Below are 24,621 nucleotides of genomic sequence, written 5' to 3' on the forward strand. Positions count from 1 at the left end.
TCAGCCCTCGGCCAGTACCCCGGCGTTGTAAGCCATCAGCCGCCAGCGGTGATCGCTGCTGCTGCGCCGCCTGAGCTCCACCCAGTTGCAGTTGCCGACGCCGCCCAGCCCCGGCCACAGGTCCGGCGGCAAGCCGAGCAGCTTGGCGGTCAACCCGGTGATCAGGCCGCCGTGCGCGCACAGCAGCACCGTGCCCTGCTGCTGGTGGTCGAGTTCCGCTACGACCTCTAACGCGCGCTCGGCGACCTCGACGCGGGACTCTCCTCCCGGCGGCGCCCACCTCGGGTTCGCCCGCCAGGTGCTCATGGCCCCGGGCCAGCCGTGCTCGACCTCAGGTCCGCTGAGGCCCTGCCACTCCCCCAGATGCGTCTCGCGCAGCCGCTTGTCCAATCGCACCGAGGCACCGCTGACCTCGGCGAAGGCCGCCGCGGTCGTACGCGCCCGGCTCAGGTCCGAGCTGACCGCGAGGTCCGGGGCGAACCGGGCGATCGCCGGTGCCGCCCGCCTGGCCTGCTCATGGCCGGTCTTGGTCAGCGCGCTGTCGAGATGCCCCTGGAGGCGGCCCGCCGCGTTGTAGTCGGTCTCCCCGTGCCGCCAGAGCACCAGCCGGTCCAGGCTCACAAGTCCGCGTCCGGCGAATCGGCCGCGGCGGGAGCGTTCTTGTCCTCGAACTCGATCCGCGGGCAGTCCTTCCACAGCCGTTCCAGCTGGTAGAACGCCCTCTCTTCGGAATGCTGCACGTGGACCACGACGTCGACGAAGTCCAACAGGACCCACCGGCCCTCGCGCGCGCCCTCCCGGCGCACCGGCTTGGTGCCGTTCGCGCGCAGTTTCTCCTCGACCGCGTCGACGATCGCCTCGACCTGCCGTTCGTTGGGCGCCGAGGCGATCAGGAAGCAGTCGGTGATGACCAACTGCTCGGAGACATCCAGCAGGACCACATCGGTGGCCTTCTTGTCCGCCGCGGCCTGCGCCGCGATCAGAGCCAGCCGGCGGGCGTTCTCGGTGGCTGCCACGTCACTCCTCTCGGGTAGGCCCGGTGTGCGGCCCACGCCGAGTAGAGGATAGCCAGCCCGTCCGGCACGGGGCCCGGCCCGCCTCCACGGCCATTGGACCCCGGCGTCAGTTATGCCCGAAGAACGTGGCCGACTTCAACGCGCTGAAGCCGGCCAGGACTTCCCCGCCCCCGAAAGTCGTTGCCGCGAGAGGCATTCCGGAGTGATGGACCGTTATGCGACGGGGTTCAGTCCACGGCGCAGCGCGTCGAGGATTTCGGCCGCCTGTCGCCGGGATACGGCCGCGCTCGTGATGATGGCCGATCGGTGAAAGGTGCCTGGGAACAGGTGAAGCTCGACCGACACCCCGGCATTGAGCAGGTCGGACGCATAGGCCAACCCCTCGTCGCGCAGCGGATCGTTCTCGTAGACCGACACGTACGCCGGAGGGAGACCGGAGAGATCGCTGGCACGCGCCGGTGCCGCATAGGGAGGAACCGTCCCTTCACGGCCGGTCAGCCCTTCACCGCCAGTCAGCCCTTCACCGCCCGTCAGGTAGTGCCGCCAGCTCAGTACCGCGTCGGCATGGTTCCACAGCGGGGTGTCGCCGAGCGTGCGCATCGAGGTCGTGTCCAGCCGGTCATCAACCTCGGGTGCGTCAAGCAGCTGGAAGCACAGCGGCGGTCCGCCACGGTCGCGGATGAGCAGGGTGAGTGCCGCGGCGAGGCCACCGCCGGCGCTCATCCCGTACACGCCGATTCGTGCGGTGTCGACGCCGAGCGCCTCGCTTTCGGAAGCGATCCAGCGCAGCGTGGCCTCGCAGTCTTGCAGGGCAGCCGGATACGGATGCTCGGGGGCCAGCCGGTAGTCGACGCCTACGACGACCGTCGGCACCTGGTTACACAGGTCCGCCGCCTGCGCGGTGACCGCTTCCACGTCGCCCATCACGAATCCGCCACCGTGCAGCAGGAGCAGAGCGGGCAGTGGGCCGGTGGCGTCGGGCGGCTTGCAAACCCTGACTGGCACGGAGTTGCCGTCGGCACCAGGGACCGCATGGTCGGTCATGATGACCTCGTCCGGTGGGGGCCGTTCCCCGCCCGCGGCCAGCTGCCGCATCCGGGCGCGAGCTTGGGCGAGGTCCTGGATGTGCAAGTTGGGCAGCGCGGGCAGGGCTGCTGCCAGTTCAGGATCAAAGTGCACGCGGCCACCCCCTTGCCGACGTTCTGACATTCTCCTCCCGAACAAGCCGCCCCGGCCACTGCCGAGGCGATCTAGGGGCAGGAAACCTTCGGCCTGATCGAGGTGCTGGAGGTCGTCGGTGTGGTGCGCTGTTCGTCCTCACTGCGATCACGGACGGGGCGGAATCGGTACATACCGCGCCACCGGGGTGACCTAGTCCACGGCGGGTCCGACTACGAGCGAAAGCCCTCGTCGTCGTGGTGGTAGGTGCGTACCTGGGCATAGGCGCTGTAGGCACGGCGGTCGGCATCGGTCTGTGGGGCGGCGACCAGTGCGCGAGGGTGCAGACGTTCCTTGAGCACCACGTTGAGCTGTGCGCCCAGCAGGGTGATGACGCTTTGCAGATAGAACCACCACAGCATGGTGATCACGGTGGCAAAGGGGCCATAGGTGCTTTGAGCAGTGTGCAAGAACCGGCTGATAATCAACGACGAAGCGGTTTGCAGCACAAAGAACAGGACCCCGCACAGCGCCGCGCCGGGCAGGACATCGCGGGTGGTGACCTGCCGGTGGGTGAGAAGCCGAAACGCAGCCACGAACAGCCCCAGGTCCAGGATGATCGCGATCAAATAGCCGAGCAGGCGACCAAACCAGCCCAGATCGATCCCCGCCGCAGCGCCGGAGACGTATCCGTTGACCAGGGTGCTCACCACCAGGCCCACGCCGACGGTGGCCAGCATGGCCACACCGCGCACGATCTGCTGGACGATCGTGGGATGCCGAGCGAACGGCAATCCCCAGACCGAGTTGAGCGCGGCTTGGGCGACGCGAACCACCCTCAGACCGCTCCACAGCGCAGTGACCACACCAAGGATCAGCGCCCACCAGGCGCCGCTGAGACCCTGCACGGTTGCGGGGTCCAGCAGCGGCAACATCGTCGCCGCACTGCTGAGCACCCGGTCTTTCATGCTGACCGGCAGCAGGAAGCCAAGCAGCGTGACCAGCACCAAAAGCAGGGGAAAGATCGAGAAGAACGCCCAAAAAGCGAGCATACTCGCCAAGTTCGCGGACCGATCTTCGCCGAACTTGCGGAACACGGCCACCGTCACGCCCAACGATCGGTGGCGCTGCTGGAAGCTGTCCACCCGTTGCACCGGAATCTTCAACGCATTCCGGCGGCGAGTCCCGGACGTGCAGTCGCGGGTGTGCTCACTCATGGCGGGCTCCGATCCGCACCACATGTGGTGCTTCTACCCGCGACGACTCGCCGCTCATCACGCCCGGTCACCGCCTCCGCGGGGAGCCGGCTCCGAGCGCCGAACCGGCAGTGCATGCCGCGGGTCGGCCTGAGCATCGAATACCCAGAGGCGGGATCGACAACGCGCCCCACCGCCCGCCCACACTCCAGCACCCTGCGGGTGCCGAAAATCGGGCGACCCTATGCAATCTGTCTGGGCCAGCACCGCCACGACGCAGATCGCCGAACACGACGGCACCACCAGCAGCAGCGGTGGGCGCTGTGGGGCAGCCCTGTGCAACGATGCCTGCTACGGACCCCATTCCGGGGTCGTCTCGCGGTAGAGGCCGCGCTTGGTGATGAAGTGCACGTCGAAATCCTCTGACCAGCATCGACGGGGCTCAAATGCGCCGTGACCAGGCACAATGCCTGCCGTCGTTTGTCGTCGTTTTCGGGTGGTCGACGTGCTCACATGTACCGAATTTGTACCGGGCGGCTCTTGCCTCCCCCAGCAAGGGAGTGCCGCTGCCTTCACCCCGTCGACCTGGCTCCTTTCCCCGCCGGGGGGATCTTGTCGACTGGGCTGCCTGATCGGGACCACAAGCGGGCAACCCCGTTCGGCAGGTGACGGCTCGGTTCCTGCTGGAGTGGTAAGGCGACCAGCTCGGCGACGTGCCCAGTACCGTTTTTTGACCTTGCCCAGGCGACCCAGTGCTCTCGCGACGGCTCCTTGGCCCGCCAGTCCGGCGAGGACATCTCTTTGCGCTTCAACGCGCCCCTTCTGCGGCGCGGGGCCGCCTGCCTTCCCGTCCGGCCGGGCCGCGGGGCGCAGGGTGGCCGCTTGCGGCCGGGCCCCTGCGGCCCCGCTGGCCCGGCCAGGGAAACAGCAGGCAGGCGGCCCCGCAGGGGCCGCCCTTGATGAAGAAAAGAAACTCTGAACACGCGGGTTTGGGTCTGGCTACTCGACCGGCATGTTGTACAGCAGACCACTCATGTCTCCGCGCATCACAAACCTGGTGACCTCGTAGGCCGTTTGTTCAGCGGTGAGGCTTGTGTGGACAACTTCGAGCACGGGTACGCCTGACGGCAGTTGTAGGTGCTCAGCTTCTTCTGGGGTGGGCATTCGAGTCTTGACTGACTCACGGATGCGTGCCATGACATAGCCCTTGTCTTCGAAGATTCCGTGGATGCCGTACTTGTGTGGAATCTCGTCTCGGAGAAGTCCGCTCCCCTTCGCGATACCCCAGGGCACGTAGGTCGTCACTCGATACACGGGGTCGTCGCTCGCCCAAAAGACGTTCTCCCGCTCTAGAACGTTGCTGCCGTTCTCTACCCCGAGTTCGTCGGCTACCCATTCCGGGCTGCGGATCTTCTCGACAGACAGGACTTCAAAGCGGCCGACTTTGCCCTGCTTCTCACACTCAAGTAGGAACGGCGACAGCCCTGACTCCCTGTACTTGGGGGAGTACCGGTCACTCCCAAGCCTGATAAGTGCCTGTTCACCCCTAACGAAGTTCCCCTTCCCGTGCTGGCGGGTCACCAAGCCTTCCTCGGCGAGTAGCCGAACCGCTTCGGCGGCGGTGTTCCGGGCAATGCCGTACTCCGCAGCGAGCGTTCGTTCCGATGGCAACTTCTCCCCGGGGGCGTAGTCGCCTCGCTGGATCTTTGCCCGTAGCTGCGTCGCAAGGGCCCTGCTGGGCGGTTCCTCTTTGGTCGTCACTCCTCCTCCTTAGCTCTGTTCATATCCGCAGGTTACACGTGGTGGCTTGAGCCAGTCGAGTGATACTGGCTCAAGCCACTTGACTTCACTGGCTCAAGCCAGTAGAAATGACCTATCGGCACTGGCTCAAGCCAGTTGAACGGCAGCTGACTTCGGACAACGATGGTCGATCTCCACGGAGGTAGTGATGGCTCTGAAGAACATTCCGGCGAATATGCAGGGTTACAAGCTGATGATCACTGAGGCTCCGGCGATGAAGATGCGAGAGAACGAGGACACGGGTCAGGTGGAGCCGGTCACGGATCGTCAGGGTGTGCAGCAGTTCGTGGTGTCGCTGTTCGCGAAGCGGAAGGCGCAGCCGGGCGAGTACGCCGAGAAGGGCGAGGAAATCAAGGTGACCCTGACGGCGGACCCGGGTGAGGGGTTCGAGGAGGGCACCTACGTCCAGCTGGTGGACGCGACGGTGAGCCCGTGGCAGACCGAGCGTAAGGGGCGGTACTCGTCGGGGATCTCGTTCAAGGCCAACGGCTTGACCCCAGCGGCCTGAGATGTTGTGGCAGCACACGTTTCGCTGGCCTGACCCCGAGCCCGGGGACTGTCCCGATCACTGGGGCCCGGACTGCGAGGCCTGCGAAGGTGACGGCCGGGTGAACCTCTCGGTGGTCGAGTACGCGCTTGATCCGTCGGAAACCGAATCCGACTGAATTCTTTTAAGCCATTCGGCTGTTTGTTCTTTGAGAACTCCATAGTGGGCCGAGCTATGCCCTTTTTCGGCGTGAATTGTTGCGCCGGGGAGGCCAGGTTAGCCCCCGAATGCAAAAGAGTCGGGGGCTTTCATGGTTTCCCGAGAGGAAGGAGAGAGCGTGCTAAATCAGCGTCAGTACCACGAGTTGATGAACTCCTACACGCACGTTGCGGAGATAGTAGAGAGCGCCACGTCGTTTCTGGACGAAGACTCGCGGACCGTCGTGTCAGCCGGTGGCGCTTGTCGCCAGCGATCAGCGAATCTCATCCACGACATGGAGAGAATGTGCATGGAGCTGCGCCGCTGGATCGCGTTCTTCGAAGAGAATGCCGAGGTGGAGTAAATGCCCACGTATAAGGAAGTGGTAAGAGCATGTCTCTTGCGTATTGCCCAGCGTGCCACATTGACCAGCTTCGGTACCGGCACTCGGGTGATCGATTCTGTGAATCCGGTGCCCGGGAGGTGAGTAGTGGTGACCGGTGCGAACGGTTCTGAGTGCCGCGATCTGCACTGCATCACGGAACGACTGAAGGCGATTTCGGAGAGTATCGAGGATTTCGCCCGGAGCACTCGTTCTCGGGCGGGGGAGCGGAATTGGCGGGTGCCGTTCGCTTTGTCCGCAGTGGAGCAGGCGCGGGATGAGTTGCTGACAACCGCAAGTGAATGGGAAGGGTAGGGATATCGATGTCCGATGATTTCCGGCTGGGGTGTGGGCACTCGGTTTCCGATGAGGTTGAGGCCGATCACCACGAGTGTGAGTGGGCGCGGGCGGCTGATTACCTGCGGGGTGATGACGAGTGAGCGGGTTCGGTTTTCACGGGTCCGGCTGCCTGGGAGCGGGTAAAGGGGTGACCGGCCGTGGTTGGTGAGACGGATTTGTTGGGCAACCCGGTGGCCTCGCCTGCGCCTCGTTCGGAGCCTCGCCCGACGGTCAACGATATGGAGTTGATCGAGCGGGTGTTGCGTGAGGCGGCGTCGGTGGGGTTCGTGCTGGTGGGCATCCGTGAGCTGGTGTGTCGCCGTGTCACTGATGATCTGGTCGAATCGGTGTCGCCGGATGTGGATCACGCGGTACACCAGCTGATCGAGTCTAAGTGGCTGGAGGTCGGCGGTACGCACCATGTGCGCTATGACCGCTACACGGGGTCGGCGCGGTCGGTGCTGGTGCCCCGGAAGTCGAAACAAGCCGCGTATCGCTGGGGCTCGCTGGCAAAGCCGTGGAAAGCCGCCTAATCGCTTTCTGAAAGCATTCCTCGACGCAGATGGCGAGGAGTGAGCACGGAATCCGTAACGGAAGGGAGTAAAGAGAAAATGCAGGTGCAAGCGCTGAACAAGCGCGCGATGAACAAGTATCAGGAGTTGCACAACGCGCTGGAGGTGGTGCGGATCGCTTTGCAGGAAGCGGCGAGGCTGCACGCCAAGATCAGGAAGCCCGTTGATGAGGACTCCGGGTGGCGGGTGCCGGACCGTGAACAGGTTGAGGCCGGGCATCACAAGGCGACCGAGCAGTTGAACGTGCTGCACACGAGCACGGTGAAGTGGGAAAAGGAACTCGTTTCGCGTGGATGGAGGGTTTAAGGAATGGGCCGGTTTCAGGTGGATGCCGTGATTGAGGATCTGGACAAGGCGATGGTCAAGCTTCGTGACGCGATGGCCGGGATCCAGGTGCGCACGGCGGGGTTCAAGAAGGAGCATGACGAGTTGGCCCGGAAGGTGGCCGATTACAAGGTGGACCTGGAAGACGTGGCCCCCTACATCGCCGCGTCCAGGTAGCAACACGCACGATCGTTTCGGGGCTCGGCTGCCCTATGTGGTGGCCGGGCCCCCCTTTTTTGTCTTTTTCCGCGATATCGGGAGTTGGTCAGTGATGGGTAAGGAAACCCGACGCAAGGGAATCGAGTGGCGCGTTGCCGGGTGGATGGTGCGGCATCCGGGGATGAGTGCCGCTCCGGCCGTGCTCGGTGCCGGTGTGGCCGAGTTGGGGCCCGCTGGTGCCGGGGCCACGCTGGCGGCTCTGGGTGTGGCGGGGTTGTCGTGGTACCGGGGCCACCCGGAGACCTTCGACCGTTACGCGGCTCCGTATGTGCGGGCGTTTCGCCGTAGATGGCTGCGGTATGTGGGCCGCAGGTGGCGGGATTTGATGATCGATTGCGAGTTCGGGCGGGAGAACCGCCGCACCGGCCACATCGAGGTGCCGCGCCTGCTGCGGGTGCGTTCGGCGTCTCCGTCGATCGACACCCTGTATGTCAAGGTCTTGCGCGGGCAGTCGCTCAAGCGTTTCCAGGACGCGCAGGATGAGTTGGCGATGGCGCTGCGGGCCGACGCGCTGGGCATCGTGAAGGTTCAGCCGGGTGTGATCGCGTTGACCGTGGTGCGGGGCAACCCGTTCGCCGACGTGATCGACCCGGCCGAGGTTCCCGTGGATTCCGCTGATGTGGATTTGCGCAACCTGTATTTCGGTGAGGACGAGTACGGCAACGACTGGACCGAACCCCTGCTCGGTCATCACCTGATCGGGTGCGGGGCGACTGGTTCGGGTAAGGACTCGCTGATCTGGAATCCGTTGCGTGGGATGGGCCCGGCGATTCGTGACGGGTTGGTGCGGGTGGACTTCCTCGATCTCAAGGGCGGTATGGCCGCCGGGACCGCCCGGTCGCTGTTCCACCGCTACGCAGCCGAGCCCGACACCGGTCTTGAGGTCATTGAGGCGTTCCGCGATGACATGAAGGCTACCCAACGTCACCTGGCCGAAAGGGGCTTGCGGAAGTTCACCGTCAGCCGCGAGACCCCGTTTCGGGTGCTGATGATCGATGAGCTAGCCATGATGACGGCCTTGGGCAGTTCAAGCACCACGCGGGCGGCCATCAAGCTCATGGCCGAGGTGATGACCCAAGGCCGCGCCCCGGGTTTCGCGTTGTGTGCCTACGTGCAGGAGCCGACCAAGGACATTGTTCCGGTCCGGGACCTGTTCACCCGCCGGATTTGCCTGCGCACCACGGCCGAGAACCACCCGGACATGGTGCTGGGCGAGGGCATGCGCATCAAGGGCGCGCTGACCGATGAGATCCCGGCCGATGAGGAATACGCCGGGATCGGGTTCCGGGTGGATCAGCGCTCGCGCCGCCCGACCCGTGTGCGGGCCGGGTGGGTCTCGGATGCCGATATCGCCGAACTCGTGCGCACCTGCACCCCGGGCCCGGTGGATGAGTCCAATGTGGTCCAGTTCCACCGCGACGAAGACCAAGACGAAGACGAAGTCGCCTGAAAATCCTTACGTAGAAGGGAAAGCGTGATGAAGCCTGTTGTCCTTTTTGAACTGACCGGTCAAGCGATCAAGACCATTCTCGGGTTGCTGGTCCTGGTCGTGGTGGTGCTGGCGTTGGTGTGGTTGCTGATCGGGCCCGCCTACGCCATCGGCGGGGGCATCGGGGTGATCGTGCTCGTACGGGCCCTGTATGCCCTGCTCACCCCCAGCGGCGAATAAGGGAGGGCGGGTTATGCGTGTGCGCCCACGCCCCCAGGACGGCCAGGAGGGGGAGACGCGGCGGGTCGGCAAGCTACGCAAGCGGATCGCGGAAGCGACCCGCCTGCGGGGCCTGGTCCGCAACCCCGACCTCAACGCGGTGGAGATCGAACGACACCGCAGGCGCACCCTGGCCGGGTTGTGGTTCTTCCTGGCCCTGGGGCTGGTGTTCACCAGCGCGGGAGTGCAGAAGTTCCTGGCGGGCAAGGCCACCTTCACCGACCCGTTGTGGTGGGCTGCGTGGACGGTGGAACCGATGTTCGCCGGACTGCTGATCGTCTTGCTGAACTTTGAGGCCCTGATCCTCTCCCACGGGATCGAGCCGGATCACCAGTGGTGGTCCAGGCTCAAACGGGTCTTGCTGGTGGCCACGCTGTTCATGAACGTCATTCCCCAGCTCGTTCCCCTGTTCACCGACTGGGATGCGTTCAACCCGGGATCGGCGTTCGTGCACGCGATCGTCCCTGTGATCGTCTACGGGCTGGCGGAGGTGATCCCGGTCATCCAGGCCCGGGCCCGGCAAGCGATCCTGCAAGGCTACGAACAAGCCGACCAAAGCGAACAAGTCGACCAGGCAGACCACGAGGCCCCGTCACCGCAGGAAGGCGTCCCCTCACCTGCTGAAGCGGCACTCCTGCAACCGCGGGGCCTGGGGCCTGACCAGCCGCCTGCTCCTTCACCACCGCAGGAGCCTGCGCCGACACAGAAGTCCCCGACCGTTGCCAAGCGGGGGCCGAATCTGCCGCCCCCGATGGTCAAAGCCGTCCTGGGCGCGCGATCGAAAGCGGCTGCGCAGGGGCGAGAGCTTACCGTTGCCGACGTGCAGGCCGTGATCAATATCTCCGGTGAGTTGGCCGAGCGGATCGTGGCCGACTACACCACCAACGGGCACCCGGTCGCCTGAAACCCGTTGCCGCACAACTGAATACCCGGAACCAATGCCAGCTCGGCGGGACATCACCGCAGGGCCAATGGGTCCGGGGGTGTCCCGCCTTTGCTTGTCAGGAGGTGGACACCCATTGCCCCCAACCGCTCTCATCAACCACACCGACTACCAGCGGATCACCGCCGATGGTTTCCAGCGCCGTGCCCGCGCAGCCGGGTTTGCGCAGTGGCGCACCGATATCGAACGGCTCGGTGGCTGCACCCATCCGATCCGCTTGTCGGGCTCGTGGGCGGTTCAGGACAACACCACCGGCACCGTCTTGGACTCGCTGCATGGGCGGGTGATGGTGCCCTGCGGCAACCGCCGCGAAAGCGTCTGCCCCGCCTGCTCCGACCGCTACGCCGCCGACGCCTTCCACCTCCTACGCGCCGGGCTGGCCGGGGGCACCAAGGGCATCCCGGTCACCGTTGCCGACAAGCCACGCCTGTTCCTCACCCTGACCGCCCCCAGCTTCGGGCCGGTCCACAACCGCCGCACCCCCCATGGCACAGCGATCCCGTGCCGCTGCGGCGAATTCCACCACCCCGATGACCCCCGCCTCGGGCAGCCGGTCGACCCCGGTAGCTATGACTACCTCGGGCATGTTCTCTGGCAGGCCCACAGCGGCGAACTCTGGCACCGGTTCATCACCGCGCTGAAACGTCACCTCGCCCACGCAGCGGGGCTCCCGCAACGCGCGTTCGCCGACCACGCCCGGCTCTCGTTCGCGAAGGTGGCCGAATACCAGCGGCGCGGGCTGATCCACTTCCACGCCGTGATCCGCCTCGACGGCCCAGACGGACCCGGCGACCCCACCCCCACCTGGGGCACCGTCCAGGCACTCACCGACGCCATCCACGCCGCCCACGCCTGCACCCGGGTCACCTCACCCGACATTGACGGGCGCACCTGGGAGCTGGCCTTCGGAGGGCAGATCGATATCCGCCCGATCCGCCCGGCTGAGGCGGGTCGGGTTGAGGACGAGCGCGGTGTGATCACCGATGATCGGTTGGCCTCCTACGTGGCCAAATACGCCACCAAAGGCACCGGCAAGTCCGAAGCCGCCGACCGCCGCATCCGCTCCCAGGCCGATATCGACCGGCTACGCGTCACCCCGCACCACCGCCGGATCATCCAGACCGCCTGGGATCTCGGGGCCCCGGTGCCCTGCCCGGACTGTCACCCCCACGGCTTCCACCACACCGACGGGTGCGGCTGCCAGCACGCCCACTACTGCGCCACCTGCAACAACGGCGGCGAGGTCACCCGCACCGTGCGCCAACGCCGCCTGCACCCCGAACTCGGCGACCGCCCCGACCCGGTGGATGCGCTCAAGCTGCGCCGCTGGGCACACATGCTCGCCTTCCGGGGCCACTTCCTCACCAAGTCCCAGGCGTATTCCGTGCCGTTCCGGCAGATCCGCGACGACCGACGCCGCTACCGGCACGAACACACCCTCGCCGAACTCGGGGTCACCGAGGAATCGATCACGGTGGTCAACCACTGGTCCCTGGTCAGCGTCGGCCACCACACCCCCGAAGAACGCGAATTGGCTGCCGCTATCGCCGAACGGCAGCGAGAGGCACGCAAACACCGCTACGCAACAGAAAGGAAAGACTGACCATGATCCGCAACCTCTGGGGACCACAAGACGTCGCCAACTACCTCGGCGTACCGCTCGGCACCGTCTACCAATGGCGCAGCCGGGGCACCGGGCCAATAGGACGCCGCGTCGGCAAGCACGTCCGCTACAGACCCGGCGACGTCGAAGCCTGGTTCGAAACTCAGGCGGTGATCTGAGTGCCGGTCGATGACCTGTGGTACCTACGGAAGCGAGACCCGGGGACGGGTGAACGGCTGCCGTCCAAGCGGCACGGTCGGGGTAAGCGATGGCGGGTTCGGTGGGTCGATCCTAAGACGGGGCAGACGCAAACCTCCTTGTTTGACAAAAAGGCCCAAGCCGAGCGGCATGATGCGACCGTTCACGCCGACATCTCGCGGGGGCTCTATATCGACCCCAGCGCGGGAAAGATCACTGTTGCTGAATATTCGGAGGGGTGGCGTAAAGAGCAGCTTCACCGTGATTCAACGGCGGACCTGGTTGAACGTGCCTTCAGGCTCCACATCAATCCGATCCTAGGGTTTCGGGCACTGGGTGATCTTCAGTCGAGTCATCTCCGGTCGTGGGTGAAGGACCGGTCGGCGGAGCTGGCACCGTCCACGGTGCACCTGTTCTACGGGTACATAGCGTCGATGTGTCGGGCCGCACTCTATGACAAAGTGATCGCGTCAACGCCGTGCAAGGGGGTGCGACTCCCTGAGCTGGAACACGGAGATCGATTCATTCCGACTCCCGGGCAGGTTCACGCACTTGCTGGAGAGCTGTTCGAGCGTTATCGGGCTGTGCCGTACGTTGCGGCGGGTTGTGGACCACGTCCCAGTGAGGTCTTCGGCTTGGAAGTCGAGCATATCGACTTCGACCGCCGGGAGATCGCAATCGCCCAGCAGCTCAAGCAGCTCCCTGGCCAGCCGCCCCAGCTGGCAAAGCTGAAGACCAAGACCAGCAAACGGACGGTCGAGCTCCCCGAAGTCGCAGCTCGGGCACTTAAGGGGCACCTGAAGGCGTATCCACCGACGGTGACCATGATCGATGATCTGACCGATCCGAGAAATCCGATCCGTCGGCCTGCTCGACTGGTATTCACCACGACGACCGGGCTGCCTGTCACCCGGTCGAACTGGTCTCCGGTTATGCGATCGGCGGTGAAGCGGGCAAAGCTTCCGCAGGGATTCGGATTACACGGTCTTCGGCACTACTTTGCTTCGTTGCTGATTCATGCGGGGGCGTCAGTGAAGACGGTGCAGCTGGCACTCGGACATAGCACGCCGACGATCACACTCAACACCTACGCCCATGAGTGGCCGGATGCGGTTGACAGGACTCGAACGCTCGTGGATGCCGCGCTCGGCGTCGAGACAAAGTTCACGTAGCTAAGCGGGGCCAGGTTGTACCGGAGTTGTACCCGGGCAGCCTGAGCCCCGTTTGCGTTTGGTAAACCGCCTGCTACGGACCCCATTCCGGGGTTGGTTCCCGGTAGAGGCCGCGCTTGGTGATGTATTGGACGATGCCGTCCGGAACCAGGTACCAGACCGGCAACCCCGCTCGGACCCGGTCGCGACAGCCGGTGGACGAGATCGCCATCGCCGGGATCTCGACCAGCGACACCGCCCCGGCCGGCAGGTGGGCGCCGTTGAGCGAGTAGCCCGGCCGGGTCACGCCGATGAAGTGCGCCAGGTCGAACAGCTCCTCCACCCGGTGCCAGGACAGGATCTGCTCCAGCGCGTCGGCGCCGGTGATGAAGTACAGGTCCGCATCCGGGAACTGGTGGTGCAGGTCGGTGAGGGTGTCGGCGGTGTAGGTGGGCCCGCTTCGGTCGATGTCGACTCGGCTGACCAGGAACCGGGGGTTGGACGCGGTGGCGATCACGGTCATCAGGTACCGGTCCTCGGCGGGGCTGACTAGCTCGTGGCTCTTCTGCCACGGCTGACCGGTGGGCACGAAGACGACCTGTTCCAGGCCGAACTGCGCCTGCACCTCGCTGGCGGCCACCAAGTGTCCGTGATGAATGGGGTCGAAGGTGCCACCCATGACCCCGATCCGGCGACGCGACATAGCTGATAAGCCTAGAAAGCCGATGCCCCGCGATGGTCAGCGGGGCGTGAGTCGTACGTCACGCTGACCGTGAAGCCCGGCCCACGCTCCCCCCTGAGCCGGGCCCCGCGGTCCTGCGCGACCCGCAGCGGCTGGGGGCCCACCTCGGGTCGCGGGCGCTGCCGTGTCTCAGGCGCGCAAGGGTGAGACACGCTCGCCCGGACGCCATGACACGATCGCGGGAGTGTCGTGCGTCACTCCGCTGGAGCGACGATCTCACCGGTATCGGCGTCCTTGACCAGGATCGCCTCCACCGGGCACGACTCCGCCGCGTCGACCACCTGCTCAGCCGGGTCCACCGTCGCGTTCTTGACGCACGAATACCCGTCCACCAGATCGAAATGGTCCGGCGCGATGCCGGCGCACATGCCGGAGCCGATACACGTGTCCGCGTCGACCTCGATCGACCAGCTCATTCGCCACCTCTTTCACATGATGAGCAAGATCACCCGCAACTTTGCCACGACAGCGGCATGCATTGGGGTCCGGACGAGTATCTGGTTTTCGGTAGACGCCCTCGTCGCCGTCGCGAAGCGCAGCCCGCCCCGGTTCGGCGCGTCGGCCGGGTCACGTGAAGGGCCCTGGATCGGATCAGCTCCCCGCGCCGGGGCTGGTGCTTACCGGTGCGGAGCCCGGGCGCACGTGCCCATCGCCGAAGGCCAGCCACTTCGTGGAGGTCAGCTCCGGCAGCCCCATCGGCCCGCGGGCGTGCAGCTTCTGGGTGGAGATGCCGATCTCCGCGCCCATCCCGAACTCGCCCCCGTCGGTGAACGCGGTCGACGCGTTGACCATCACCGCGGCGGCATCCACCTGGGCGGTGAACTGCCGAGCCGCGCGCACGTCGCTGGTCACGATGGCCTCGGTGTGCCCGGATCCGTGGGTGCGGATGTGCTCGACGGCGTCCGGCAGCGAATCCACCACCGCTGCCGCGATGTCCAGCGACAGGAATTCGGTGTCCCAGTCTTCGTCGGTGGCCGGCACGATATTGGCGCCACCTTCGGCGACGACGCGCTCGTCGCCGTGCACGGTCACACCCGCGCCGTGCAGCTCGACGAGCGCCCTGGGCAGGAACTCCGCTGCGATGTTCTTGTGCACCAGCACGGTCTCCGCCGCGTTGCACACGCTGGGCCGCCGTGCTTTGGAGTTGAGCAGGATGCGCAGCGCGGTGTCGATATCAGCGCTCGCATCGACGTACACGTGGCAGTTGCCGACGCCGGTCTCGATGGCCGGTACCGTGGCCTGCTCCACGACCGCCGAGATCAGGCCCGCGCCACCACGCGGGATCACCACGTCGACCAGCCCGCGCGCCGTGATCAAGTGCTGCACCGACGCCCGGTCGTGGCACGGCAGGAGCTGCACCGCGTCGGCCGGTAGGCCGTGTTCGCGGATCACGTCGGCGAGGATCGACACCAGCGCGGTGTTGGAGTTCTCCGCCGAGGACGAGCCCCGCAGCAGCACCGCGTTGCCCGCCTTGAGCGTGAGCCCAGCGGCGTCCACCGTGACGTTGGGTCGGCCCTCGTAGACGATCCCGACCACGCCGAGCGGCACCCGGACCTGCTGCAACTGCAACCCGTTCGGCAGCACGCCACCGCGCACCACCTCACCGACCGGATCCGGCAGCCCCGCGACCGTGCGCAGTCCGTCGCCCATCGCGGCAATGCGCTCGGTGCTCAGGCTCAGCCGGTCGATCAGACCCTCCGGCATCCCCGACTCGCGGCCCGCGGCGACGTCCCGGTCGTTGGCGGCGAGGATCTCCGGTGCTCGCTGCATCAGCGCCTCGGCCATCGCGTGCAGCAGCGCGTCCTTGGTGCCCCTGGTGGCCTGCGCCAACTCGGCCGCTGCCCGCTTGGCCCGCCGCGCCGCGTCGCGGACCTGCTCCCGCAGCTGGTCCCCGGACACCTTGCCTGTGATCGTGGACTCGGTGGTGGTCACCCGCCCAGACTAGTCCGTTCGGACAACCACAGACACCGGATTTGGCCCGGTCATCACCCCGGCGGCGGCACATCGCGGGCGTCCGGTAGGAATCGGGGGGTGGACGAACACGCCCTGCGCGAACTAGCCGACGATCGACTCCGCGCGCTGGCCGGACCCGATGCCGCGCTGCGCGAAGACCAGTGGAGCGCGATCCGCGCGCTGGTGCTGGAGCGCCGTCGCGCGCTGGTGGTGCAGCGCACCGGCTGGGGCAAGTCCGCCGTCTACTTCATCGCCACCGCGCTGCTGCGCGAGCTGGGCGAAGGCCCGACGGTGATCGTTTCGCCGCTTCTTGCGCTGATGCGCAACCAGGTCGAGGCAGCCGCGGCCGCGGGTGTGCAGGCCGCGACGATCAACTCCGCGAACCCGGACGAATGGGCCGACGTCGAGGAACGGGTCGCCGCCGGCGAGGTCGACGTGCTGTTGGTCAGCCCGGAACGGCTGAACAACCCCGACTTCCGCGACACGATCCTGCCGGAGCTCACCCAGACCGCCGGCCTGCTCGTGGTGGACGAGGCGCACTGCATCTCCGACTGGGGGCATGACTTCCGGCCGGACTACCGGCGGCTACGGACATTGCTCACCGAGCTCCCCGAAGGCGTTCCGGTGCTGGCGACCACGGCCACCGCCAACGACCGCGTCGTGCAGGACGTCGCCGATCAGCTCGGGGTGGGCGGCGAGCACACCGACCCGCAGGAGACGCTGGTCCTGCGCGGCAGCCTGGATCGGGGGAGCCTGCGACTGGGCGTGGTCCGGTTGCCCACGGCGCAGGCCCGGCTGGGCTGGCTGGCGAGCCACCTGAAGGACCTGCCCGGCTCCGGGATCATCTACACGCTGACCGTGGCGGCGACCGACGAGATCGCGGCCTACCTGCGTGACCAGGGCTACCAGGTGGCGTCCTACTCGGGCCGCACCGACCCCGCCGAGCGGCAGCAGGCCGAAGCGGACCTGCTGGCGAACCGGGTCAAGGCGCTGGTGGCGACCTCCGCGCTGGGCATGGGTTTCGACAAGCCCGATCTCGGTTTCGTGGTCCACCTCGGGGCTCCGTCCTCGCCGATCGCCTACTACCAGCAAATCGGCCGCGCGGGTCGCGGCGTGCAGCGGGCGGAAGTGCTGCTATTGCCCGGCCCGGAGGATCGCGACATCTGGAGCTACTTCGCGTCGCTGGCCTTCCCGCCGGAACCGACGGTGCGCGCGGTGCTCGACGCGCTGGCCCAGCAGGAGCGCATGTCGACGGTGGCCCTTGAGCCGCACGTCGAGCTGGGGCGTACCCGGTTGGAGATGGTGCTCAAGGTGCTTGACGTCGACGGGGCCGTCCGCCGGGTCAAGGGCGGTTGGGAAGCCACCGGCGAGCCGTGGCAGTACGACGCCAAGCGCTACGAGCGCATCGCCGCGGAGCGGAAGTCCGAGCAGCAGGCGATGCTCGACTACCTCGGGACGACGGCGTGCCGCATGGAGTTCCTGCGGCGGCAGCTCGACGACCCGGCGGCCGAACCCTGCGGGCGCTGCGACAACTGCACCGGCTCCGGCTACTCCGGCGACGTCGACGAGCAGGCCGTCCAGCAGGCCGAGGAACGGCTGCGCCGGCCTGGCGTGGAGGTTTCGCCGCGCAAGATGTGGCCGAGCGGCATGGACGCGCTGGGCATCCCGGTCTCCGGCAGGCTTCCCGTCGGCGAACAGGCGGGGGACGGCCGTGCGATCGGACGGCTCACGGACATCGGCTGGGGCAACCGGCTACGCGAGCTGCTCGCCACCGGCGCGCCGGACCAAGAGCTGCCGGACGATCTGTTCCAGGCCGGGATCAAGGTGCTGGCCGCCTGGGACTGGGCGCGGCGCCCGGTGGGCGTGGTCGCGCTCGGATCGCGGACGCGCCCGCGGCTGGTGCGCAGCCTGGCGGAACGAATCGCCACGATCGGCCGGTTGCCGCTGCTCGGCGAGGTGCTGACGAATCCGAACACGACGCCCCGGCGCGCCACCAACAGCGCCCAACGAGTGGCGTCGCTGTGGTCGCAGTTCAAGGTGCCTGAGGACCTCGCCGCGAAGCTGTCCACACTGGATGGACCGGTGCTGCTGATGGACGACTACGCCGATACCGGGTGGACCATCACGGTCGTCAGCCGGTTGCTCCGCCACGGCGGCGCCCCCGCGGTTCTCCCCTTCACCCTCGCCACCACGAACTGAACAGTCCGTAAGGCACCCGAGTTTTTCCCGATTCGGCCTGAACTCGGGAAAATCCCCCGGTTCGGTGCCCTCGAACGGCGGGTCGAGGGCACCGCGGTAGGCGGCTCAGCAATCGAATCGGCCGGCACGCACACCGGCGATGAACAATCGCCACTGCGCGCCCGGAACCGTGAAAAACCCTGCCGCGCGGTGCTTCGAATCCCGGACGGCCGCGCCGTCACCGCAGCGTCCGACCTCGACGCAGTCGGTAACCTGCGCCGACCGGCTCGACTTCCGCCAACCAACCGGCTGTGCCGTACTCACGCCATACCCTCCATCTCGGTCGCACACTCGGCGATGAACCCGATCGATTCGGCTTCGTCCATCGCGAACGAGAGCAGGGTAGTGATCGCGTCCAGGTATTCCTGCGCGGGTCCGGGGTTGTACAGGAATGCGGCGGAGCGGTAGTGCTCCAAGTGGACGATCGGCCGGGCCTTCGGGAACTCGAACACCACGAACGGGCCGACGTGGCCCGGATGCCACGTCGTCGAACCGCTCGCCACCACCCGGACGTCGACGTTGGGCCGGTCGGCCAGTTCCACCACCTTGCGGAGTTGTTCGGCCATCACCGCGTGCCCGCCGATCGGTTCCCGCAGAGCGTGTTCGCTGATGATCGCCGTCAGCCGCGGCGCGTTGCGGGCGGAGAGGATCTCCCGGCGGCCGACGCGCATCAGCACCAGTTTCTCGACCTCGCCGACCGGTCTGCCGCGCATCACCGCGCGCGCGTAGTCGGAAGTCTGCAGCAGCCCAGGAATCAGCCCGGTGGCCACGTTGGTGATTCGGGTGGCGGTGCGCTCGAACTCGATCAGCGCGGTGAGTTCCTGGCGCACGCCGGAGCGGTCCGCGGTGAGCCAGTTCGGCGCATCGGCATCGCGGGCCATTTCCACAAGTCGATCACGTTCGGTAGCCGAAACACCCAACGCAGTGACGAAGGCGGCTACCACTTCCGGCGGCGGCACGGATTTCCCCGTCTCGAACCTCATCAGCTTGACGTGGTTCGTGTCCAGTTCGTGTGCCAGCGCGCGTAGGCTTTTGCCGACCGCTTCCCTGGCTTCGCGCAGCTCAGCGCCGAGCGCACGGGCTTTCGGCGTGCCGCCAGTGGTACGGGTCATGAAACATAGCGAAACAGAATTCGAGTCTGGTAACTACTACCTGTTCAGGTAATTGGCCAGCCGTTTCAGTACCACCAAGATGGTACTCCCGACGACGACCAACCAGGAGCACAACATGTGGACACCGGCCAATCTCGCAGCAGTGCGACGCAGTCCGGTGCCCGGTACCGCGTTCCAGTCGACGTCGTTTCCCGAAACCGGCTGCCCGGATGCGACCCGCGGCGGTCGCCTCCAGCCGAGTTGGAACAGGCGGTGATCGTGCATGCCCCACCCGTTTCGTTGGCAACCCGGCGAGGGACAACGACACGCCACGCTGAAACCCCGCCCCCACGGCGGATTTCCGGTCGGAACGCAGCTTGAGACGCTGTGCGGCGCGCAGATCACTGTGGACAATTCCGATGTCGCGTGGCTGTGGACGACCTGTCCGGAGTGCAACAAGGCCGCGCACGAGCTCGCGGGTACCCCCATCGCACCCTGTCGTCCAGGCCCTCCCACTGGGTGAACTCGAACTTTCCGCGCCGGTGTCGCAGACCGTCCTGTGTCCGCACCCGTTCAAGGCCCGGAGGAACACGGCACGCCTCCGGAGCGCGGGCGTCCTGGTACGGCACCGGAGGATGCGAAATGGCGCATGACGCGGCGACTGCCGAGGAATCCCGGCTACCGGTCCGCACCTTGGTCGCCGCGAGCATCGGCAATGCCGTCGAGTGGTACTCGATTGGACGATCTACCTTCCGCGCTGCTGGTCGCCTCGCTGCTCGGCTATGCGCTGACCGCACTGCTCACCGAGGACCAGCTCACCGACTACGGCTGGCGGATCCCGTTCCTGATCGGCGGCGTGCTCGGCCTGCTCGGCATCTGGCTGCGCCGCACGCTCGATGAAACCGAGCAGTTCGGGGACAACCAGGCCCGGGCCAGGGCGCTGAAGAATCCACTGTGGATCACGCTGAGGTACCATCCCAAGGCGGTCGGGCAACTCGTGGGTTTCAGCATGCTCTCGACTTTGTGCTACTACACGTTCTTCAGCGCGCTCACGCCGTTCGCGGTGAAGAACCGGGACGCCGACGCCACCGATGTGTTCCTTGCGCTGTCGATCGCGACTGCGTTGTTCATCGTCCTGCAGTACCCGATGGGCGCGCTGTCGGACCGCATCGGCCGCAAACCGCAGCTGCTGGTCTGGTCGGCGGCCACCGCGATCCTCATCGTGCCGTTGTCGACGTTGGTGCGGCCCGGGCTGGGCAACCTGCTCGTGGCGTTCTGCGTCGGAATCGCGCTGTACACCGCGATGACGTCGATCGCACCGGCGATCATGTCGGAGCTGTTCCCCACCGAACTGCGCGGCCTGGGCATCGGTGCCTGGTACAACCTCACCGTCGCGATCTTCGGCGGCACCGCACCGCTGGTGATCCAGGCACTGGCCCGCTACGACCTATCGGCGATGTTCTTCTGGTACATCGCGATTGGCGCGGTAATCGCGTTCTTCGCGATCCGCACCCTCCCCGAAACCAAGGCCGCCGAGCTCCGCTGACCCGGCCCTTGGCAGGAAGTCCGGCCTGGGAAAGGTGCGGCCGTGTCTTAGCGCAGCGGTACGAGGTCGTCGGCGTGGACCACCTCTCGGCGCTGTTCGGCCGGGAGCTGGTGGCTGGAGCGGCCGATCAGGTCGGGTAGTTCCGCCGCGTCGTAGGCGACCACGCCACGGGCCACCACCTCGCCCGCCGGGTTGACCAGTTCGACCACGTCCCCGCCGTCGAAGGCGCCCTCCACCGCCGTGATACCTGCCGCCAGCAGGGAGCGGCGGCGTTTGACCACCGCCGCGACCGCACCGTCGTCCAACCACAGGCGGCCGTTGGCTCCCGCCGCGTGCGCCAGCCAGAAGCGGCGGGCCGAAAGCCTGCTGCCGGTTACCGCGAACGCGGTTCCGACATCGGCCGGGCCGAGCGCGCGATCGGCCAGCGCGGCGGAGGTCAACAGCACGGGAATCCCCGATGAGCAGGCAACCCTGGCAGCCTCCACTTTGGACGCCATGCCTCCGGTGCCCAACCCGGATGCCCCGGTGCGCCCCGCCCGCACGCCCGCCATGTCCGCATCGCCGTTGACCTCGCGGATGACGGAAGCATCGCCCCGCCGCGGGTCCCCGTCGTACAGTGCGTCCACATCGGACAGCAGGATCAGCGCATCGGCCCCCACCAGGTGGGATACCAGCGCGGCCAAGCGATCGTTGTCACCGAAGCGGATCTCGTGCGTCGCTACCGTGTCGTTCTCGTTGACCACCGGCACCGCCCCGAGGCCGAGCAGTCGGTTCAGAGTGCGCTGCGCGTTGCGGTAATGACCGCGACGCACCACGTCGTCCGCGGTGAGCAGCACCTGCCCGACGGTCAGGTCGTAGCGCGAGAAGGATTCGGCGTAGGCGTGTGCCAAGGCTTGCTGACCGACGCTCGCCGCAGCCTGCTGGGTTGCGAGGTCCTTCGGCCTACGGCGCAGGCCCAGCGGCGCGATCCCTGCCGCGATCGCCCCCGACGACACCAGCACCGCCTGACCGCCGGAGGCCACCCGCTGGGCCACGGTGTCGACCAGCAACATCAGCCGCTCGGCGTCCAGGCCGCCCGTCGTCGTGGTCAGCGAGGACGACCCGACCTTCACCACGACGCGCTGCGCCGCCGCTATCGCCTTCCTGGTCGCCGACGCCTGATCGCTCACCGCCCGTCCTCCTCCTCGACGTACCGGCCGAACTCGTCCAGCGAGCTGCGGCGCGCCTTCTTCGCGGCCTTGCGGTCCGCCGCCGAGATCCGGTCATCGTGGTCTATGCGCAGGTCGGTGCCGCGACGGCCGAGCACGCCCGCCACCCCGGCCGGGGTGGACGGCTCCCAGTCGAAGGTCATGTTGCCGATGGTCACCTGGCTACCCGGCTTCGCGCCGTTCTTGGCCAGGGCCTCCTCCACGCCGAGCTTCGCCAACCGGTCGGCGAGGAAACCGATCGCCTCGTTGTTGCCGAAGTCGGTCTGCCGCACCCACCGCTCCGGTTTCTCGCCACGCACCACGAACGCGTCCTCGACCTCGGGATCGGGTTCGACGGTGAAGCTGCCGCCGTCCACGGCCGCCGGCCGGACGACCACTCGCGCCGGCTCGGGTGGCGGCAGCTGCGCGCGGTAGCGCTCGACCTCGGCGGCCATCGCGAAGCTCAGCTCGCGCAGCCCCTCGCGGGACGCGGTGGACACCTCGAACACCGGCCACCCGCGAGCCCCGACGTCCGCCTTGACCAGTTCGGCCAGCTCGCGTGCTTCCGGCACGTCCATCTTGTTGAGCACCACCATGCGCGGGCGGGACGCCAGGTCCTGACCGCCCTGTTCGGCCTTCAGCGCTGGCGTGTACTGCGCCAGCTCCGCCTCCAAGGCGTCCACATCGGACAACGGGTCGCGGCCGGGTTCGAGCGTGGCGCAGTCCACCACGTGCACCAGTACCGCACAGCGCTCGATGTGGCGCAGGAAGTCCAGGCCCAGCCCGCGGCCCTCGCTGGCGCCCGGGATGAGCCCCGGGACGTCCGCCACGGTGAACACCGTTTCGCCCGCGGTGACCACGCCGAGGTTGGGCACCAGCGTGGTGAACGGGTAGTCGGCGATCTTCGGCCGCGCCGCGGACAGCACCGAGATCAGCGACGATTTGCCCGCCGACGGGAACCCGACCAGGCCGACGTCGGCGACCGACTTCAGCTCCAGCACCAGCTCGAACTGCTCTCCCGGCTCGCCGAGGAGGGCAAAGCCCGGCGCCTTGCGGGCCTTGGAGGCCAGCGCCGCGTTGCCCAGGCCGCCGCGGCCGCCGGCGGCGGCGACGAACGAGGTGCCGGTGCCGACCAGGTCGGCCAGCACCTCGCCGTCCGGGGACAGCACCACGGTGCCGTCGGGGACCGGCAGGACCAGGTCTTCGCCCATCGCGCCGTTGCGCATGCTGCCCTTGCCCGGCTTGCCGTTGGCGGCGCGCGCGTTCGGCCGGTAGTGGAAGTCCAGCAACGTGTGCACGCCGGGATCGACGATGAGCTGGACGTCGCCGCCCTTGCCGCCGTTGCCGCCGTCCGGGCCACCCAGCGGCTTGAACTTCTCCCGGTGCACCGAGGCGCAGCCATGCCCGCCGTCGCCTGCCGCGACGTGGATGGTCACGCGGTCAACGAACCGCGACACGAATGCCTCCAGGAAAATCCGGCCGAGCTCGGCCCGGCGAAAACAGTCTTGGCGCCCGGCTCGCGAAGGCCGAACCAGGTCGAGCTCCCGCGAGCACCGCCTAGTCGCCTACCTCGATACTGCCGCGCGGGGCGCGTTGTTGTCGTGGGGCGTGAGCACCCGCACAACACAAACGACGAGGGGCGGGCCGGACTGAGCCGGACCCGCCCCTCGTCGGGAAGTACTTCGCAGCCGAGAGCCGGGTCAGGCCTCGGCCGGCAGCACGCTGACGGCCTTGCGGCCGCGGTAACGTCCGAACTGGACGGTGCCAGCGGACAGTGCGAACAGGGTGTCGTCGTTACCCCGTCCGACGTTGAGACCGGGGTGGAACTTGGTGCCCCGCTGCCGGATCAGGATCTCACCGGCCTTGACGACCTGGCCGCCGTAGCGCTTCACCCCGAGGTACTTGGGGTTCGAGTCGCGGCCGTTCCGAGAGCTGGATGCGCCCTTCTTGTGTGCCATGACTACTCAGGTCCTCACTTCGTGATGCCGGTGACCTCAACGCGGGTCAGCTTCTGCCGGTGACCCTGGCGCTTGTGGTAGCCGGTCTTGTTCTTGAACTTGTGGATGCGGATCTTGGGGCCCTTGGTCTGCTCGACCAGCTTGCCGGTCACCGACACCTTGGCCAGCGCGTCGGCGTCGGTCGTGACCTCAGAGCCATCGACGACCAGAAGCGCCGGGAAACTGACCTCGGAGCCCAGCTCGCCCTCGAGCTTCTCGACCTCGACGACGTCCCCGACAGCCACCTTGTACTGCTTGCCGCCGGTCTTGACGATCGCGTACATGAGTCGGAAGTCTCCTGCTGCTCGGTTTCGCTACTTCACCAGGTCTGCGGCGGACGTCCACCCCGACCGTGTGGATCGAGGATTCCTACCACGCCGCCGGTGCAGCGCCTCGGTGGGTTCCCGTCTCGGCAGCCGAGCCGCGCGTGCGATCGCGTCCGAAACAGGCGTTTAACCTCTCCGCCCGTCCGGCGGCGAGAAGTTCCCACCCATCATACAGACCGCGTTAGTGGTCCCGATCGACCGGGGGCGGCACTGCGGGAGAGACCCGGCCGCGACAGCCGGTGACAGG

At 67.0% G+C, this 24,621-nt stretch carries 27 protein-coding genes and 1 pseudogene; 14 read left to right on the forward strand and 14 right to left on the reverse strand.

Annotated elements, in window-relative coordinates:
• The 5 genes from BJ970_RS02675 to BJ970_RS02695 form a co-directional block, all read right to left on the reverse strand.
• On the reverse strand, positions 1 to 621 hold the full coding sequence (locus tag BJ970_RS02675) for a histidine phosphatase family protein (RefSeq protein WP_184723228.1): 621 nt from the start codon (positions 619 to 621) through the stop codon (positions 1 to 3).
• The gene (gene rsfS / locus BJ970_RS02680) at positions 618 to 1,016 is read right to left on the reverse strand and encodes a ribosome silencing factor (RefSeq protein WP_184723231.1); all 399 of its coding nucleotides are present in this window, start codon (positions 1,014 to 1,016) and stop codon (positions 618 to 620) included. The genes BJ970_RS02675 and rsfS overlap by 4 nt, the downstream gene beginning before the upstream one ends.
• Positions 1,017 to 1,229: 213 nt before the next feature.
• Positions 1,230 to 2,195 carry an alpha/beta hydrolase gene (locus tag BJ970_RS02685; RefSeq protein WP_184723234.1) on the reverse strand — a complete coding sequence of 322 codons (966 nt, stop codon included), beginning with the start codon at positions 2,193 to 2,195 and terminating at the stop codon, positions 1,230 to 1,232.
• A gap of 212 nt (positions 2,196 to 2,407) precedes the next feature.
• Positions 2,408 to 3,283, reverse strand: coding sequence for a YihY/virulence factor BrkB family protein (locus BJ970_RS02690; protein WP_312864075.1), 876 nt, complete (start codon positions 3,281 to 3,283; stop codon positions 2,408 to 2,410).
• A 1,086-nt stretch (positions 3,284 to 4,369) separates the two neighbouring features.
• A complete protein-coding gene (locus tag BJ970_RS02695) occupies positions 4,370 to 5,131 on the reverse strand; it encodes a GntR family transcriptional regulator (RefSeq protein WP_184723240.1) in 762 nt (253 codons plus the stop codon).
• Between the two features lie 187 nt (positions 5,132 to 5,318).
• Here BJ970_RS02695 and BJ970_RS02700 point away from each other — a divergent pair, with 187 nt between their 5' ends.
• From BJ970_RS02700 to BJ970_RS02750, 11 genes are all read left to right on the forward strand, one after another.
• Positions 5,319 to 5,678 (forward strand): hypothetical protein, encoded by a 360-nt coding sequence (locus BJ970_RS02700; protein WP_184723243.1) that lies wholly within the window; start codon positions 5,319 to 5,321, stop codon positions 5,676 to 5,678.
• A 316-nt stretch (positions 5,679 to 5,994) separates the two neighbouring features.
• A complete protein-coding gene (locus tag BJ970_RS02705; protein ID WP_184723246.1) occupies positions 5,995 to 6,219 on the forward strand; it encodes a hypothetical protein in 225 nt (74 codons plus the stop codon).
• 596 nt (positions 6,220 to 6,815) lie between these two features.
• Positions 6,816 to 7,109, forward strand: a complete 294-nt coding sequence (locus BJ970_RS02710; RefSeq protein WP_184723249.1) for a hypothetical protein — start codon at positions 6,816 to 6,818, stop codon at positions 7,107 to 7,109.
• Positions 7,110 to 7,148: 39 nt separating this feature from the next.
• Entirely contained in the window at positions 7,149 to 7,454 is a 306-nt protein-coding gene (locus BJ970_RS02715; RefSeq protein ID WP_184723252.1) for a hypothetical protein, read from the forward strand.
• A gap of 27 nt (positions 7,455 to 7,481) precedes the next feature.
• On the forward strand, positions 7,482 to 7,649 hold the full coding sequence (locus BJ970_RS02720; protein ID WP_246471855.1) for a hypothetical protein: 168 nt from the start codon (positions 7,482 to 7,484) through the stop codon (positions 7,647 to 7,649).
• A gap of 94 nt (positions 7,650 to 7,743) precedes the next feature.
• Positions 7,744 to 9,141, forward strand: coding sequence for a cell division protein FtsK (locus tag BJ970_RS02725; protein WP_184723258.1), 1,398 nt, complete (start codon positions 7,744 to 7,746; stop codon positions 9,139 to 9,141).
• Positions 9,142 to 9,168: 27 nt separating this feature from the next.
• Positions 9,169 to 9,360 (forward strand): hypothetical protein, encoded by a 192-nt coding sequence (locus BJ970_RS02730; protein WP_184723261.1) that lies wholly within the window; start codon positions 9,169 to 9,171, stop codon positions 9,358 to 9,360.
• A 13-nt stretch (positions 9,361 to 9,373) separates the two neighbouring features.
• Complete coding sequence (locus tag BJ970_RS02735; protein ID WP_184723264.1) at positions 9,374 to 10,303, forward strand: hypothetical protein; 930 nt, start codon at positions 9,374 to 9,376, stop codon at positions 10,301 to 10,303.
• 115 nt (positions 10,304 to 10,418) lie between these two features.
• On the forward strand, positions 10,419 to 11,945 hold the full coding sequence (locus BJ970_RS02740) for a replication initiator (protein WP_184723268.1): 1,527 nt from the start codon (positions 10,419 to 10,421) through the stop codon (positions 11,943 to 11,945).
• Positions 11,946 to 11,947: 2 nt separating this feature from the next.
• The gene (locus BJ970_RS02745; RefSeq protein WP_184723273.1) at positions 11,948 to 12,124 is read left to right on the forward strand and encodes a helix-turn-helix domain-containing protein; all 177 of its coding nucleotides are present in this window, start codon (positions 11,948 to 11,950) and stop codon (positions 12,122 to 12,124) included.
• A gap of 138 nt (positions 12,125 to 12,262) precedes the next feature.
• Positions 12,263 to 13,315, forward strand: coding sequence for a tyrosine-type recombinase/integrase (locus tag BJ970_RS02750; protein WP_246470661.1), 1,053 nt, complete (start codon positions 12,263 to 12,265; stop codon positions 13,313 to 13,315).
• 73 nt (positions 13,316 to 13,388) lie between these two features.
• Here BJ970_RS02750 and nadD read toward each other — a convergent pair whose 3' ends face one another.
• The 3 genes from nadD to BJ970_RS02765 form a co-directional block, all read right to left on the reverse strand.
• Positions 13,389 to 13,997: a nicotinate-nucleotide adenylyltransferase gene (nadD, locus tag BJ970_RS02755; protein WP_184723279.1), complete on the reverse strand. Its 609-nt coding sequence runs from the start codon at positions 13,995 to 13,997 to the stop codon at positions 13,389 to 13,391.
• 233 nt (positions 13,998 to 14,230) lie between these two features.
• Positions 14,231 to 14,452 (reverse strand): ferredoxin, encoded by a 222-nt coding sequence (locus BJ970_RS02760; protein WP_184723282.1) that lies wholly within the window; start codon positions 14,450 to 14,452, stop codon positions 14,231 to 14,233.
• Positions 14,453 to 14,627: 175 nt separating this feature from the next.
• Entirely contained in the window at positions 14,628 to 15,968 is a 1,341-nt protein-coding gene (locus BJ970_RS02765) for a glutamate-5-semialdehyde dehydrogenase (RefSeq protein WP_184723285.1), read from the reverse strand.
• A 99-nt stretch (positions 15,969 to 16,067) separates the two neighbouring features.
• On the opposite strand from BJ970_RS02765, the gene BJ970_RS02770 reads away from it, so the two are divergent.
• On the forward strand, positions 16,068 to 18,188 hold the full coding sequence (locus tag BJ970_RS02770) for a RecQ family ATP-dependent DNA helicase (protein ID WP_184723288.1): 2,121 nt from the start codon (positions 16,068 to 16,070) through the stop codon (positions 18,186 to 18,188).
• A gap of 105 nt (positions 18,189 to 18,293) precedes the next feature.
• On the opposite strand, the gene BJ970_RS02775 is transcribed toward BJ970_RS02770, so the two are convergent.
• Both BJ970_RS02775 and BJ970_RS02780 read right to left on the reverse strand, forming a co-directional pair.
• Entirely contained in the window at positions 18,294 to 18,518 is a 225-nt protein-coding gene (locus BJ970_RS02775; RefSeq protein WP_376774982.1) for a DUF397 domain-containing protein, read from the reverse strand.
• Positions 18,488 to 19,339 carry a helix-turn-helix domain-containing protein gene (locus tag BJ970_RS02780; protein WP_184723294.1) on the reverse strand — a complete coding sequence of 284 codons (852 nt, stop codon included), beginning with the start codon at positions 19,337 to 19,339 and terminating at the stop codon, positions 18,488 to 18,490. The genes BJ970_RS02775 and BJ970_RS02780 overlap by 31 nt, the downstream gene beginning before the upstream one ends.
• Positions 19,340 to 19,601: 262 nt before the next feature.
• Here BJ970_RS02780 and BJ970_RS02785 point away from each other — a divergent pair, with 262 nt between their 5' ends.
• Entirely contained in the window at positions 19,602 to 19,841 is a 240-nt protein-coding gene (locus BJ970_RS02785; protein WP_184723299.1) for an HC3 family zinc finger protein, read from the forward strand.
• A gap of 228 nt (positions 19,842 to 20,069) precedes the next feature.
• Positions 20,070 to 20,864 (forward strand): annotated as a pseudogene (locus BJ970_RS02790) (MFS transporter); the annotation flags it as partial.
• A 47-nt stretch (positions 20,865 to 20,911) separates the two neighbouring features.
• On the opposite strand, the gene proB reads toward BJ970_RS02790, so the two are convergent.
• The 4 genes from proB to rplU form a co-directional block, all read right to left on the reverse strand.
• Positions 20,912 to 22,033, reverse strand: a complete 1,122-nt coding sequence (gene proB / locus BJ970_RS02795) for a glutamate 5-kinase (RefSeq protein ID WP_184723302.1) — start codon at positions 22,031 to 22,033, stop codon at positions 20,912 to 20,914.
• On the reverse strand, positions 22,030 to 23,520 hold the full coding sequence (gene obgE / locus BJ970_RS02800) for a GTPase ObgE (protein WP_184728830.1): 1,491 nt from the start codon (positions 23,518 to 23,520) through the stop codon (positions 22,030 to 22,032). Before obgE ends, proB begins: the two co-directional genes overlap by 4 nt.
• 231 nt (positions 23,521 to 23,751) lie before the next feature.
• Complete coding sequence (rpmA, locus tag BJ970_RS02805; RefSeq protein ID WP_010695777.1) at positions 23,752 to 24,009, reverse strand: 50S ribosomal protein L27; 258 nt, start codon at positions 24,007 to 24,009, stop codon at positions 23,752 to 23,754.
• 14 nt (positions 24,010 to 24,023) lie between these two features.
• Entirely contained in the window at positions 24,024 to 24,332 is a 309-nt protein-coding gene (rplU, locus tag BJ970_RS02810) for a 50S ribosomal protein L21 (protein ID WP_010695780.1), read from the reverse strand.
• Positions 24,333 to 24,621: the final 289 nt, after the last annotated feature.

This window comes from Saccharopolyspora phatthalungensis, from assembly GCF_014203395.1.
GTDB classification, from domain to species: domain Bacteria; phylum Actinomycetota; class Actinomycetes; order Mycobacteriales; family Pseudonocardiaceae; genus Saccharopolyspora; species Saccharopolyspora phatthalungensis.